This is a genomic window from Kitasatospora sp. NPDC088548 (assembly GCF_044753005.1).
Classification (GTDB): domain Bacteria; phylum Actinomycetota; class Actinomycetes; order Streptomycetales; family Streptomycetaceae; genus Kitasatospora.
The window spans coordinates 84,170-97,090 of sequence record NZ_JBIVMI010000024.1; the positions used below are offsets into that span (position 1 = coordinate 84,170).

The 12,921-nt window shown below is 73.1% G+C and carries 11 protein-coding genes; 4 read left to right on the forward strand and 7 right to left on the reverse strand.

All coding sequences use genetic code 11. From position 1 onward, the window contains the following. Positions 1 to 7: 7 nt before the first annotated feature. The 6 genes from ACIP82_RS27190 to ACIP82_RS27215 all read right to left on the reverse strand — a co-directional run bounded on the left by ACIP82_RS27190 (position 8) and on the right by ACIP82_RS27215 (position 4,958). Complete coding sequence (locus tag ACIP82_RS27190) at positions 8 to 616, reverse strand: GNAT family protein (RefSeq protein WP_363606927.1); 609 nt, start codon at positions 614 to 616, stop codon at positions 8 to 10. A gap of 14 nt (positions 617 to 630) precedes the next feature. Further along, complete coding sequence (locus ACIP82_RS27195; protein ID WP_400657042.1) at positions 631 to 1,134, reverse strand: molybdenum cofactor biosynthesis protein B; 504 nt, start codon at positions 1,132 to 1,134, stop codon at positions 631 to 633. After that, positions 1,131 to 1,571, reverse strand: coding sequence for a cyclic pyranopterin monophosphate synthase MoaC (gene moaC / locus ACIP82_RS27200; RefSeq protein WP_400657123.1), 441 nt, complete (start codon positions 1,569 to 1,571; stop codon positions 1,131 to 1,133). Before moaC ends, ACIP82_RS27195 begins: the two co-directional genes overlap by 4 nt. A 175-nt stretch (positions 1,572 to 1,746) precedes the next feature. Further along, entirely contained in the window at positions 1,747 to 3,090 is a 1,344-nt protein-coding gene (gene glp / locus ACIP82_RS27205) for a gephyrin-like molybdotransferase Glp (RefSeq protein ID WP_400657044.1), read from the reverse strand. A 26-nt stretch (positions 3,091 to 3,116) separates the two neighbouring features. Beyond that, on the reverse strand, positions 3,117 to 4,037 hold the full coding sequence (gene galU / locus ACIP82_RS27210) for a UTP--glucose-1-phosphate uridylyltransferase GalU (RefSeq protein ID WP_363606922.1): 921 nt from the start codon (positions 4,035 to 4,037) through the stop codon (positions 3,117 to 3,119). A gap of 51 nt (positions 4,038 to 4,088) precedes the next feature. Beyond that, complete coding sequence (locus ACIP82_RS27215; protein ID WP_363606920.1) at positions 4,089 to 4,958, reverse strand: GGDEF domain-containing protein; 870 nt, start codon at positions 4,956 to 4,958, stop codon at positions 4,089 to 4,091. A gap of 60 nt (positions 4,959 to 5,018) precedes the next feature. On the opposite strand from ACIP82_RS27215, the gene ACIP82_RS27220 reads away from it, so the two are divergent. Continuing rightward, positions 5,019 to 5,597 carry a 5-formyltetrahydrofolate cyclo-ligase gene (locus ACIP82_RS27220; RefSeq protein ID WP_363606918.1) on the forward strand — a complete coding sequence of 193 codons (579 nt, stop codon included), beginning with the start codon at positions 5,019 to 5,021 and terminating at the stop codon, positions 5,595 to 5,597. 140 nt (positions 5,598 to 5,737) lie between these two features. Here the strand turns inward: ACIP82_RS27220 and ACIP82_RS27225 are convergent, their stop codons facing one another. Next, positions 5,738 to 8,452 carry a penicillin acylase family protein gene (locus ACIP82_RS27225; protein WP_400657047.1) on the reverse strand — a complete coding sequence of 905 codons (2,715 nt, stop codon included), beginning with the start codon at positions 8,450 to 8,452 and terminating at the stop codon, positions 5,738 to 5,740. Positions 8,453 to 8,768: 316 nt separating this feature from the next. On the opposite strand from ACIP82_RS27225, the gene ACIP82_RS27230 reads away from it, so the two are divergent. The 3 genes from ACIP82_RS27230 to ACIP82_RS27240 all read left to right on the forward strand — a co-directional run bounded on the left by ACIP82_RS27230 (position 8,769) and on the right by ACIP82_RS27240 (position 12,501). Next, complete coding sequence (locus ACIP82_RS27230; protein ID WP_363606914.1) at positions 8,769 to 10,259, forward strand: potassium/proton antiporter; 1,491 nt, start codon at positions 8,769 to 8,771, stop codon at positions 10,257 to 10,259. 402 nt (positions 10,260 to 10,661) lie between these two features. Beyond that, positions 10,662 to 12,038, forward strand: coding sequence for an MFS transporter (locus tag ACIP82_RS27235; RefSeq protein WP_400657125.1), 1,377 nt, complete (start codon positions 10,662 to 10,664; stop codon positions 12,036 to 12,038). A 136-nt stretch (positions 12,039 to 12,174) separates the two neighbouring features. Then, the gene (locus ACIP82_RS27240) at positions 12,175 to 12,501 is read left to right on the forward strand and encodes an FmdB family zinc ribbon protein (RefSeq protein WP_400657050.1); all 327 of its coding nucleotides are present in this window, start codon (positions 12,175 to 12,177) and stop codon (positions 12,499 to 12,501) included. Positions 12,502 to 12,921: the final 420 nt, after the last annotated feature.

Consider the following 12,921-nt stretch of genomic DNA (forward strand, 5'->3'; position numbering starts at 1 on the left):
CATATATTCAATTACCTGACTCGCGGCCCGAACTGATCGCCCGCCACCGCTCCAGCATCCCCTCGGGGACCTCCTCGGCGGTGAGCGCGTACACCAGGTGGTCCCGCCAGTCACCGTCGATGTGCAGATAGCGGGGCCGCATTCCCTCCGAACGGAACCCGAGCTTTTCCACCACCCGGCGGCTCGGGCCGTTCTCCGGCCGGATGCAGACCTCGATCCGGTGCAGCCCCAGGGTGCCGAGGCAGTGGTCCACCGAGAGCGCCACGGCGGTCGGCATGATGCCCCGGCCGGCCACCGCCTCGTCGATCCAGTAGCCGACGTTGGCCGAGCACATCGAGCCCCAGGTGATCCCGCCGACGGTCAGCTGGCCGACCAGCTGCCCCTTGTAGAGGACCACGAAGGGCAGCATCCGGCCCGCCGAGGCCTCGCCGCGCAGGAAGCGGACCATCTGCCGGTACGTCGGGCGCGGACCGGCGCTCCGGCCGGCCGCGCCGGGCGGCACGGTGGCCTCCCAGCGTCGCAGCCAGTCCCGGTTGCGGAGGCTGACCTCCTGCCAGTCGCGCTGGTCGCGGGCCCGGATCGGGCGCAGCGTGACCTCCCCCTCGTGGAGCTCCACCGGCCAGCCGGCGTTCAGTGCGCCCTCCCGGCGGCAGGTGTGTCGGGCCGGGGGTGGTCCCCGCCGCCGAGCTGGTCGACGGCGTGCGCGAGCAGCGGCTCCAGGACCGCCAGGCCGTCCTTCACACCGCCGGTGGAACCCGGCAGGTTGACGATCAGGGTGCGTCCGGCGAGGCCGGCCAGCCCGCGGGAGAGCGCCGAGGCCGGGACCTTCTCCCGCCCGTACGCCCGGATGGCCTCGGCGATGCCGGGGACCGGCCGGTCGACGACCCGGGCGGTCATCTCGGGGGTGAGGTCGGTGGGCGAGATGCCGGTGCCGCCGGTGGTCAGCACCACGTCGTAGCCGGCCGCGACGGCCTCGCGCAGCACCGCCTCGACCGGTTCGCCGTCCGGGACGACCCGGGGGCCGTCGGCGGTGAAGCCCATCGCGCGCAGGCCGGCCACCAGCAGCGGGCCGCCCCTGTCCTCGTAGACGCCGGCCGAGGCGCGGTTGGAGACGGTGACGGCGAGGGCCCTCATTCCGCGGTCTCCGGGGCGAACCAGTCGCCGCTCTTGCCGCCGGTCTTGCCGAGCACCCGGATGTTCTCGATGGCGGCGGCCTTGTCCACGGCCTTGACCATGTCGATCACGGTCAGGCCGGCCACCGCGACGGCGGTCAGCGCCTCCATCTCGACGCCGGTGCGGTCGGCGGTCCGCACGGTGGCGGTGATCTCGACCGCCTCGTCGGTGACCGTGAGGTCCACCTGGACGCCGGAGACCGCGATCGGGTGGCAGAGCGGGATCAGTTCCGGGGTCTTCTTGGCGCCCATGATCCCGGCGATCCGGGCCACCGCGAGCGCGTCGCCCTTGGGGACGCCCTCGCCGCGCAGCAGCTCGACCACCCGGGGGGCGACCCGGACCCGGCCGGCGGCGACGGCGGTGCGCACGGTGGCCGTCTTCTCGGAGACGTCGACCATCCGGGCCGCGCCCTGGTCGTCGACGTGGGTGAGGCGGTCGCCGGGGGGTGAGGTGGTCACGGGTGGCTCCAGGGGGACGCGCAGGTCGAATACCGCGCTACGGTACCCCTCCCCCAGGCCGGTGCGTGGGACGGGCCATGCCGGTGCGCGGGACGGCCCGGGGCAGGTGGGAGGCTCAGCCGCCCAGCAGCACGACGTCGACCTCGCTGCCGGCCGGCAGCTCGACGGCGTCCTCCTCCACGGTGATCAGGCAGTCCGCCCTGGCCAGCGCGCCGACCAGGTGCGATCCCGCCCCGCCGACCGGCTCGACCATGCCGTCGGCGGCCGAGTAGCGGCCGCGCAGGAACTGCCGCCGCCCGGCGGGTGAGCGCAGTGCCACCGGGCAGACGGCCCGGACCACCGGGCGGTGGACGTCGGCGGCGCCGAGCATGGTGCGGATCACCGGGCGGACGAACAGCTCGAAGGAGATGTACGCGCTGACCGGGTTGCCGGGCAGGGCGAGCAGCGGCACGCCGGCCCCGGCGCCGATCCGGCCGAAGCCCTGCGGCTTGCCGGGCTGCATCCGCAGCCGGCGGAAGTCGACCCCGCCGTAGGAGTCGAAGACCTCCTTGACCACGTCGTACGCGCCGACGCTGACGCCGCCGCTGGTGACGATGAGGTCGGCCCGGCCGAGCTGGTCCTCCAGGACGGCGCGCAGCAGGGCCGCGTCGTCCGGCACACCGCCGACCCGGTAGGCGATGGCTCCGGCGTCCCGGGCGGCGGCGGTGAGGGTGAAGCTGTTGGAGTCGGGGATCTGGCCGGGTCCGACCGGCTCGCCGGGCTGGACCAGCTCGCTGCCGGTGGAGAGCACCACGACCCGGGGCCGGGGGCGGACCTTCACGGTGGCCCGGCCGATCGCGGCGAGCAGGCCGAGCTGGGCGGGACCGAGCCGGGTGCCCGCGTCCAGGACGCGCGCACCGGTGGCGACGTCGCTGCCGCGGCGGCGGATGTGGGCGCCCTCGGCGACCGGGCGCAGCACCCGGACCTCCTCGTCGGCGACGGGCGCGGTCATCGCGTCGGCGGCGCGGCCGGTGCCGGTGCCGCCGTCGGTCCACTCGACCGGGGCGACGGCCTCGGCGCCGGGCGGCACCGGGGCGCCGGTCATGATCCGGGCGGCCTGTCCGGGGCCGACCCTGGGCAGGGCGCCGGCGCCGGCGGCGATGTCGCCGACCACGGTGAGCGCCGAGGGGTACTCGGCGGTGGCGCCCACGGTGTCGGCGGTGCGGACGGCGTAGCCGTCCATCGAGCTGTTGTCGAAGGGCGGCAGGTCGCCGTCGGCGATCACGTCCTCGTCGAGCCGGCAGCCCTGGGCGTCGAGCAGCTGGAGCTCGATCGCGGGCAGCGGGGCGACGGCCGCCAGGACGTCGGCGAGGTGCTCGTCGACCGTCCAGAGCCGGTCCGGGCGGGCGTCCGGTGCCGGGTCCGCGGATTCGTCGCAGCAGGCTGCGGCGGGGCTGGTGCTCTCCGTGGACCCGGTCATCGGCTCACTCACTCTCTGTCGGTGTGTCAGTCCTGCATCTCGGAGGCGACGAACTCACGGAGCCAGGAGCGGAACTCCGGGCCCAGGTCGTCACGCTCGGACGCCAGCCGGACGATGGCGCGCAGGTAGTCCGCGCGGTCGCCGGTGTCGTAGCGACGGCCCTTGAAGAGCACGCCGTGGACCTGGCCGCCGGTCTCCGGGTCACGGGTGGTCAGCTCGCGCAGGGCGTCGGTGAGCTGGATCTCGCCGCCGCGGCCGGGCTCGGTCTCCCGCAGCACGTCGAAGACCGAGGGGTCGAGGACGTAGCGGCCGATGACCGCGTAGTTCGACGGGGCGTCGGCGGTGTCGGGCTTCTCGACCAGGTCGGTCACCTGGAAGACGTCCTCGCCGAAGCCGTTCGCCTTGACGGCCGCGCAGCCGTACAGGTGGATCTGGGCGGGGTCGACCTCCATCAGGGCGACGACCGAGCCGCCGAGCTCCTGCTGGACCTCGATCATGCGGGCGAGCAGCGGGTCGCGCGGGTCGATGAGGTCGTCACCGAGCAGGACGGCGAAGGGCTGGCCGGCGACGTGCTGCTCGGCGACCGAGACGGCGTGGCCGAGGCCCTTGGGGTCGCCCTGGCGGACGTAGTGCATGTTCGCCAGGTCGACGGACTCGCGCACGCGGCGCAGCCGGTCCTGGTCGCCCTTGCGGGCGAGCAGCTCCTCCAGCTCGTAGGCGCGGTCGAAGTGGTCCTCGAGGGCGCGCTTGTTCCGGCCGGTGACCATCAGTATGTCGGACAGCCCGGCGGAGGCCGCCTCCTCGACGACGTACTGGATCGCCGGCTTGTCGACGACGGGCAGCATCTCCTTCGGCGTGGCCTTGGTGGCCGGGAGGAAGCGGGTGCCCAGTCCGGCCGCGGGTACCACGGCCTTGGTTACCGGAATTCGGGTGTTGGTCGTCGTCATGCGTTTACCTTACTAAGGCACGTTTTCGCCTGGCCGAGCGCGGTCGAACGACTATGGCAGCACGTCGCGGGGCCCGGCCACAGTGGCATGCGTATGGGAAGTGACGGGGGAGGCGAGGGGGTCCCCTCCGACACAGGGCGACAGACTACCGGGCTTTCCCGAACGATCAGGTTCGGTCACGGAGCCGTTGTCCGACCGTGGGGAGACCACTGCGCGCCAGCAGTCGCCGCCCGCCGCGCGGGCCTCGGCGAGGGCCCCGTCGGCGGCTCTGAGCAGGACGGCGGTGTGGGTGCCGTGCTCGGGCAGGACGGCCACCCCGACGGCGGCGGTGAGCCCGTTGCCGTGCGGGGGGCGGCCCTCGCGCGGGCCGGAGGACCAGTCCAGCAGCAGGTGGCGGCGGACCGACCAGACCAGGCGTTCGGCGACCTGTGCGGCGCCCTCGGCCCCGGTGTCCGGCAGGACGATCAGGAACTCCTCCCCGCTGTACCGGCCGAGGGTGTCCGAGCGGCGGATCTCCATGCCGAGGCGCTGGGCGAGGTCCCGCAGTATCGCGTTGGCCCGGCCCCGGCCGTGCTCGGCGATGACCGCGTCGAAGCCCGCGATCTCCAGCAGCAGGACGGCCAGCGGGCGCGGCCCGCCCTGCTGGTCGGTCTGCTCGCCGCGGCGGGCCCGGCCGATCTCCCGGTCCAGGGTGAGCTGGAGGTGCCGGTAGTTCCACACCCCGGTGAGCGGGTCGCAGGAGGCGGTGCGTTCCAGCTCGGCGCAGCGGGCCTCCAGTTCGCCGACCCGTTCGCGCAGCCCGGCCTCGCGGACGGCGGCGGCGCCGTCCCCCCGGCGCAGCCGCAGCCCGAGCACGGTGGTGCCGGCCAGCGCGGGGACGCTGAGCGCGGCCAGGGCCTGGACCAGCAGCGGGGTGGACATCGGGGCGCCTTCCGCGTGTCAGGCTCTGAGCGTCACGGACCCAGAGCTGTGGAGGATCGCATGCACAACGAGAAGAGCGCGCTGAGGACACGGCTGCTGTCCGAGCGGCGTGCCCTGTCACCGCGGGCCCGGGAGGCGGCCGCGGACGCCCTGGCCGGGCACGCCGGGGAGCTGGCCGGGCCGGGTGCCACGGTGGCCGCGTACGTGTCGGTCGGGGCCGAGCCGGGCACCCGGCCGCTGCTGGACGCGCTGCGGGCGCGCGGGGTGCGGGTGCTGCTGCCGGTGCTGCTGGCCGACAACGACCTGGACTGGGCGGAGTACGAGGGGGCGGAGGCGCTCGCGCCGGCCGGGCGCGGGCTGGTGGAGCCGGTCGGCGCCCGGCTCGGCCCGGAGGCCGTCACCGGGGCGTCGCTGGTGCTGCTGCCCGGCCTGGCGGTGGACCGCCGGGGGCTGCGGCTGGGCCGGGGCGGCGGCTCGTACGACCGGGTGCTGGCCCGGCTGGGCCGTGCGGGGGCCCGGCCGCTGCTGGCCGTGCTGCTGTACGAGCACGAGCTGCTGGAGCGGGTGCCGGCCGAACCGCACGATCTGCCGGTGGACGTCGCGCTCACTCCGGCCGGGCCGCACCGGCTGGCGCGGTAGCGGGCGCGTACCGGCTGGCGCGGTAGCGGGCGCGTACCGGGCGAACGGGTGGCCGGGCGGCCGGGCGGCCGGGCGGCCGGCGGGCCGGAAACGACGGCGGCCCCGCCCGGGGTGGGCGGGGCCGCCGTCGCGGGGCGGGGTCAGCCGGTGGTGAGCACCAGCTTGTTCTTGGTCGCCTTCTCGACCGCGTCCGGTGAGTAGGCCCAGGTCAGCAGCTTGCCCTTGAGCCAGAGGTCGGTCTGGTCGTTGTAGTTGGGGTGGAAGGCGTGCCCGGAGGCGCCGCCGACGTTGACCCACCGCGAGGCGTCGAGGTCGCTCAGGTCGACGACCATCCGCATCGAGGGGATCCAGTCCACCTCGTACCCGGCGGCCGCGTTCCAGCCGGCCGCGTCGACCGCCGCCGAGCCGCCGGAGAGGCGGTACGGGCCGCGGTTGAGCAGCCGGTGGACCGCCCCGGAGGCGAGCGAGGAGTCGTCGGTGCCCATGGTCTGCTCGCGCAGCGTCAGCTTGTGCAGGCGGCCCCAGCTCCAGGTGGAGACGTCCTTGCTGAGCAGCGCGGTGAGGTCCTGGCGGGCGTTCTTCATCGCCTCGGCGAGCAGGTGGTCAAGGCCCTTCTGCTCGTGGTGCTGCGAGTCGATGTACGTCCACCAGCTGCTGTCGGGCTTCTCCAGCTGCTGGCGCACCACCTCGGTCCAGCGGTCGCCGCCGTCCGGCTGGGCCTTGCCCGGGTCGCGGGTGCCGCACTCGGTGACGATGGGGGCGCTGGTGCCGGTGTCGGGCTTGGTCGGATCCGCCTGCTGACGCACCAGCAGACAGTTGCCCTTGGCCCGCAGGTCGGCCGGGAACTTCTGGCCGAAGGAGAGGCTGAGCAGCTGGCGCCAGACGCCGTTGTAGTAGGCGGCGGCCGCCGAGTCGGCGTCCTGGTGGTAGTTCCAGTCCTTCAGCAGGTCCTGCGCCTCACGCACGTACGGGTCGTCGATCGGCACCTTGAGCAGCAGCGGGACCAGCGTCTTGGCCAGGATGCTGGTGTTGTCGAGCTGCATCTCCTGCATGTCGTCCGGGGAGATCTTGCCGTTGTTCTTGAGCTTGGACTCGATCTGGTCGGTGATCTCCTTGGCCCGGGTGCCGTACTCCCAGTCCTTGGTCAGCAGGTACTTGTACGACGGATCGACCACGGCCTGGTTGGCGGTGACGATGTAGCCGGACGACGGGTTGATGCTGTACGGCAGGGCGCTGAAGGGGACCGAGCCCTTCCACTGGTAGGCCGAGTCCCAGCCGGGCGCCGGGTTGCTGCCGTCGCCCTTGCCGCGGATCGGGATGTTGCCCGGGGCCTGGTAGCCGATGTCCTTGGAGTCGGCGAAGATCAGGTTCTGGGCGGGGACGGCGAAGTCCTTGGCCGCGGCCCGGAACTCCTCCCAGTTCTTGGCGCGGTCCAGCTCGAAGACGGCGTCCATGGTCTTGCCGGGGCTGAGCGCCGTCCACTGCAGGGCGACGCCGTAGCCGCTGGTGGAGCGGTCCGGGGCGGCGCTGCCGTTCGGGGCGTACTTGCCGACGTTCTGCTGCTCGGTGCTCTGGTCGGAGATCAGCGGGGCACCGGTCTGGGTGGTGCGGACGGTGATGGTGCGGTCCTCGCCGCCGGCCACCTTGATGGTCTCCTTGCGCAGCTCGAACTTCACGTCCTTGCCGTCGACCTGGTAGGTGTCCGGGCCGGTGACCTTCTCCAGGAAGAGGTCGGTGACGTCGGCGCCGAGGTTGGTGAAGCCCCAGGCGATGTCCTTGTTGTGGCCGATCACCACGCCCGGCATGCCGGCGAAGGTGAAGCCCGAGACGTCGTACTGGCAGGTCGGCGAGACGGTGCGGCAGTGCAGGCCCATCTGGTACCAGACCGAGGGCAGGCCGGGGCCGAGGTGCGGGTCGTTGGCCAGCAGCGGCTTTCCGGTGGTGGTGTGGGTACCGGCGACCACCCAGGAGTTGGAGCCGATGCCCTGACCCTGACGGCCGAGCATCTGCGGCATCGCGTCTATCCGGTCGGTGACGTCCTTGAGCATCGCCTTGGTGGCGGCCGCGCCCTGGGCGGTGGTCCCGGCACCGGCCTGGCTGGAGCCGTCGGCCGGGCGGTAGCTGTCGCCGACGACGGTGCCGGTCTTCACGATCGTGCCGTTGCGGGCGTACGGGTACTCCGGGTACAGCTCGGCGATCTTCTCCGGACTGAAGTCCTGGGCGAGCAGCGAGCGGTCGATCTCCTCCTGGAGGTTCCCGGAGAGGTTCCAGGCCATCGCCTTGAGCCAGGCGACCGAGTCGACGGGCGTCCACTGCTCGGGCTTGTAGCCGCTGTTGACGACGCCGAGCAGGGTGTACTCCAGCGAGGCGCTCTGGCCGCCGGGATGTTCGGCGAGCCAGGCGTTGACGCCGTCCGCGTACGCCTGGAGGTTCTTCTTGGTGTCCGCCGAGAGCTGGGTGTCGTACTCCTTCTGCGCCACCTGGCGCCAGCCCATGGTGCGGATGAAGGAGTCGGTCTCGACCTGGCCGTCGCCGAACATCTCGGAGAGCCGGCCGGCGGTGATGTGCCGTCGGACGTCCATCTCCCAGAACCGGTCCTGGGCCTGCACATAGCCCTGGGCGCGGAAGAGGTCCGCGGAGGTGTCGGCGTAGAGCTGCGGGATGCCGTTGGCGTCCCGCTTGACGTCGACCGGCGCGCTCAGGCCCGCCACCTTGACGCTGCCGTCGACCTCCGGGAAGGACGCGCGGACCGCGGCCACCCCCCGGTAGCCGCCGTAGCCGGCGCCGGCCACCAGCAGCATTACCAGCACGATCACGATCAGACGGGCGCGCCGGAACTTCTTCGAGCGGGGCATCTGGGTCCTTGCGGTCCTCGACTGGGGGGCGGGCGGGCGTGTCCAGGGCACTCGGCCATGGCAGGGCACCACATTAGGCCGAGTCGGCTGGCGGGCGTGCACGGGGGACGCTCACCGTGGGATCGGAGGAGGTCAACTGGGAAGCCCCGGACGCCCGATGAAGGCCTGTGTGAGAAGCGAAACTAAAGATATGGCAAAATGTTAGACTGAGTAACGATCCGCAAGGGGAGCATTGACCCTTGCCGGTCGGCTCCCCCTTCGGCCTCACCGCCGTCAGACACCCCGCCCGCCCCCAGCCCGCTCGAGGTGCCCCTGCGTGAATGTCGACCACCTGAACCAGCTGCTCCTCGAGTTCTCCGTGATCCTGCTGGTCGCGGTGGTTGCCGTGCGCATCTCGACCCGATCAGGGCTACCAAGCCTGCTGATCTATCTCGGGATCGGCGTCGCCCTCGGCCAGAACGGCCTCGGCGTCTCCTTCAACAACGCCGCGCTGACCCAGGTGCTCGGCTACGCCGCCCTGGTGGTGATCCTGGCCGAGGGCGGTCTCAAGACGAGCTGGCGCGAGGTCAAACCGGTGATGCCGGCGGCCACCGTGCTCGCCACCGTCGGCGTCGGGGTGAGCGTCTTCGTCACCGCCGCGGGCGCGCACTGGCTGGTCGGCCTGGACTGGCGCACCTCCATGCTGCTCGGCGCGATCGTCTCCTCCACCGACGCCGCCGCCGTCTTCTCGGTCCTGCGGATGGTGCCGCTGCCCCACCGGCTGACCGGCCTGCTGGAGGCCGAGTCGGGCTTCAACGACGCACCCGTGGTCATCCTGGTCGTCGCCTTCGCCACCACCGGCGAGCTGGACTCCTGGTACGTCCTGATCGGCACGATCGCCGCCGAGCTGGCGATCGGCGCGGCGGTCGGCCTCGCGATCGGCAAGCTCGGCGCGTACGGCATCAAGCACGTCGCCCTGCCGTCCTCCGGCCTCTACCCCATCGCCGTCATGGCACTGACCGTGCTCGCCTACGCCGGCGGTGCCCTGCTGCACGGCTCCGGCTTCCTCGCCGTCTACATAAGCGCCGTGATCCTCGGCAACGCCAAACTGCCGCACGGCCCGGCCGTCCGCGGCTTCGCCGACGGCCTGGCGTGGATCGGCCAGATCGGCATGTTCGTGCTGCTCGGCCTGCTCTGCACCCCCGGGACGATGGGCTCCGCCGTGGTGCCCGCGCTGGTGATAGGCACCGTGCTGGTCTTCCTGGCCCGGCCGCTGTCGGTGATGCTCACGCTGACCCCGTTCCGGCTGCCCGGCCGCGAGCAGGCGCTGCTGAGCTGGGCCGGACTGCGCGGGGCGGTGCCCATCGTGCTGGCCACCATCCCGATGGTGGCGGGCACGCCCAGGGCCCAGGACGTGTTCAACATCGTCTTCATCCTGGTCGTGGTCTTCACCCTGCTCCAGGGCCCGACCCTGCCCTGGGTCGCCAAGCGGCTGCGGATCTCCGAGGGCTCGATGGGCCAGGACCTGGGCATCGAGTCCGCGCCGCTGGAGAAGCTGCACGGCCACCTGCTGTCGGTGGCGCTCTCCCCCGCCTCCCGGATGTCCGGCGTGGAGATCGGCGAGCTGCGGCTGCCGGCCGGCGCGGCGGTGACCCTGGTGGTGCGCGAGGGGAACAGCTTCGTGCCCGACAAGGCAACCGTGCTGCGCGGCGGCGACGAGCTGCTGGTGGTCACCACGGACGAGGTCGGCGAGGCGGCGGAGCGGCGGCTGCGGGCCGTGGACAAGGGCGGCAAGCTCGCGGGGTGGCTGAACGGGCGGGGTGACTGAACGGGCGGGTGGCCGGCCGGGCGGTCCCGGGCGGTCGGCGCGGGGGCTTCTCCCCGCGTTCACCGCTGTTCACCGGCCCGGCGCCTTCATCCGGCGGGACAGTATTGGATCTGCCCTGTAAAGTGGGGGTCAGCGCGCTATCTACGCGCGTATACGTATGATGGTTGATACACACCCAGCATCTGCCTGATGCAGAGTTGGCGCGACCGCTCGGCGGCCGCGGCCCGGCCCTCGGCGCACCGCGCCGGCCCGGCCCGGTAACTACCCCGGTCGACGCGCGAGAGGACGACTCTCGGCGCCGTCGGGGCCGTCCCATGTCCCTTCCGCGCTACCAGGCAGCAGGAAGGACCGACCGTGACGGCCCGCCGAACGGTCGACAACACCGCGGACACCCGCGCCGCCCTGGACACCGCGGACGCCCGTACCGCCCCGGACACCGGTGCCGGCGCGCCCGCCCGGATCGGGTACGGCGCGCTGCTGCGCACGCCCGGCGTCTGGACGTTCCTGGCGCCCGCGTTCGCCGCGCGGCTCCCCTACGCGATGCTCAGCCTGGGCATCGTGCTGCTGGTCCTCGACACCCACGGCTCGTACGGCACGGCCGGCAGCGTCGCGGCGGTCTCGGCCGTCGCCCAGGCCCTCATCGGCCCGCAGACCGGCCGGCTGGCCGACCGCTACGGCCAGGCGGCCGTACTGGTCCCGACCGTGCTGGTGCACGCGCTCTCGGTCGGCGCGCTGATCGCGCTGGCGCTCGGCCACGCCCCGGTCTGGAGCCTGTTCCTCGCCGCCGCCCCGGCCGGCGCCAGCGTGCCGCAGGTCGGCGCGATGGTCCGGGCCCGCTGGGTCGCCAAGCTCTCCGCGGACGGCGCGCCCGCCGCCAAGCTGAACACCGCCTTCGCCTTCGAGTCGGTGACGGACGAGTTCACCTTCGTGATCGGTCCGGTGCTGGCCGGCGCCATCGCCACCTCGGTCAGCCCGTCCGCCGGGCTGATCGGCGAGGCCGCGCTGACCGTGGCCGGCGGGCTGGCCTTCGCCGCCCAGCGCCGCACCGCCCCGGCCCGGCACCCGCACCAGCCCGGCGTCCGTCGTGCCTCCGCGCTCGCCTCCCCGGGCGTCCGGCTGCTGGCCGGCGTGTTCCTGGGGGTCGGCTCCGTCTTCGGCGCCATGCAGGTCTCGGTGACCGCCTTCGCCGACTCGGTGGGGCGGCACGGGGCCGGTGGCATCGTGTACGGGGTCTTCGCCGGCGGTTCGATGCTGGCCGGTGTGCTGTACGGTCTGGTCGCCTGGCGCAGGGCCGCGAGGCACCGGCTGCTCGCCAGTTACGCGCTGCTGGTGCTCGGCTGCTCGACGCTCTGGGCGATGCCCGACCTGGTCGCGCTGACGGCCGCCGGGCTGGTCTGCGGCCTCGCCATCGCCCCGACGCTGATCACCGGGTACACCCTGGTCGAAACGCTGGTCGCGGACGGCGCCAAGACCGAGGCCTTCACCTGGCTGACCGGTGCCATCGGCCTCGGTCTGGCGACCGGGTCCACGGTGGCCGGGCAGCTGATCGACGGGTGGGGCCCGTCGGCCGGGTTCCTGGTGACGGTGGCCGGTGCCGGGCTGGGCCTGGTGACGCTGATCGCGTTGCGGCACCTGCTGGTCGCGCCGGGCGTGGCCGGTTCGGCGAACTCGGCGGGCACGCCGGACTCGGCGGGCGCGGTCGGTTCGGTGGACTCGCCGGGCGTGGAGGCGTCCGGGCGGACCGCGACGGCGCAGCTGGTGGGCGCGGTCAAGGGCTGAGCCGACCGGTCCGGGCGGTGGTCCGCGGTCGCGCCCCGGCTCATCTCACACCGGAGTCGCTGGACTGATCCAGCGGAATGCCGCATCATTGACCATCGTTAGCACTCATCAGGCGAGAGTGCCAGGAGGAAGACAAGTGCCCACGTACCAGTACCAGTGCACCGAGTGCGGCAACGGCCTGGAGGCGGTGCAGAAGTTCACCGACGAGGCACTGACCACGTGCCCCGACTGCCAGGGGCGGCTCCGCAAGGTCTTCTCGGCCGTGGGCGTGGTCTTCAAGGGCTCGGGCTTCTACCGGACCGACAGCCGTTCGTCCTCCAGCAGCTCGGTGGGCGCCGCTTCGTCGTCCCCGGCGGGGGGCTCGTCCTCGGTGTCGTCCGGCGCGTCGTCCCCGTCGACCGCCGCTTCGAACGGCTCGGCCCCCGCGGCGAGCCCGGCTCCCGCTGCGAAGTCGGCCGGCTGAGGCCGGAGCGGCTCAGGCCGGGTACCGCCGAACCTCTGGCACCCCGGCCGATCCAGGCATTCGAAAGGTCCGTTGACCCGCTTTTTGGCGGAGTCGGCGGGCCTTTCGCATTCCCGTCGCATTCCCGGAAACGGGCAGCCTCACCCGTGTGGGTGTACGAAGTTATCCACAACCCCGGGTTTTCCACAGGATCCGAAAGAGGGGTTCCGTCCGCCGTGGGCGCGGCGCAGAGTGTGGGTCACAAGAGACCGGCCCGGTTGGGGCCGGCGCCCTGCGACCACCGGTGGTGCCCGATGACGACCCCGAGCTTCACGCTCCCCCTCCCCCTCACTCTCCCGCTCTCGTCCCCGCTGCCCCGCGCCCCGCAGTCGGCTCCGGCCCGGAGGTACACCGCTCCGCCGCCCGCGCCGGCCGTCCCGC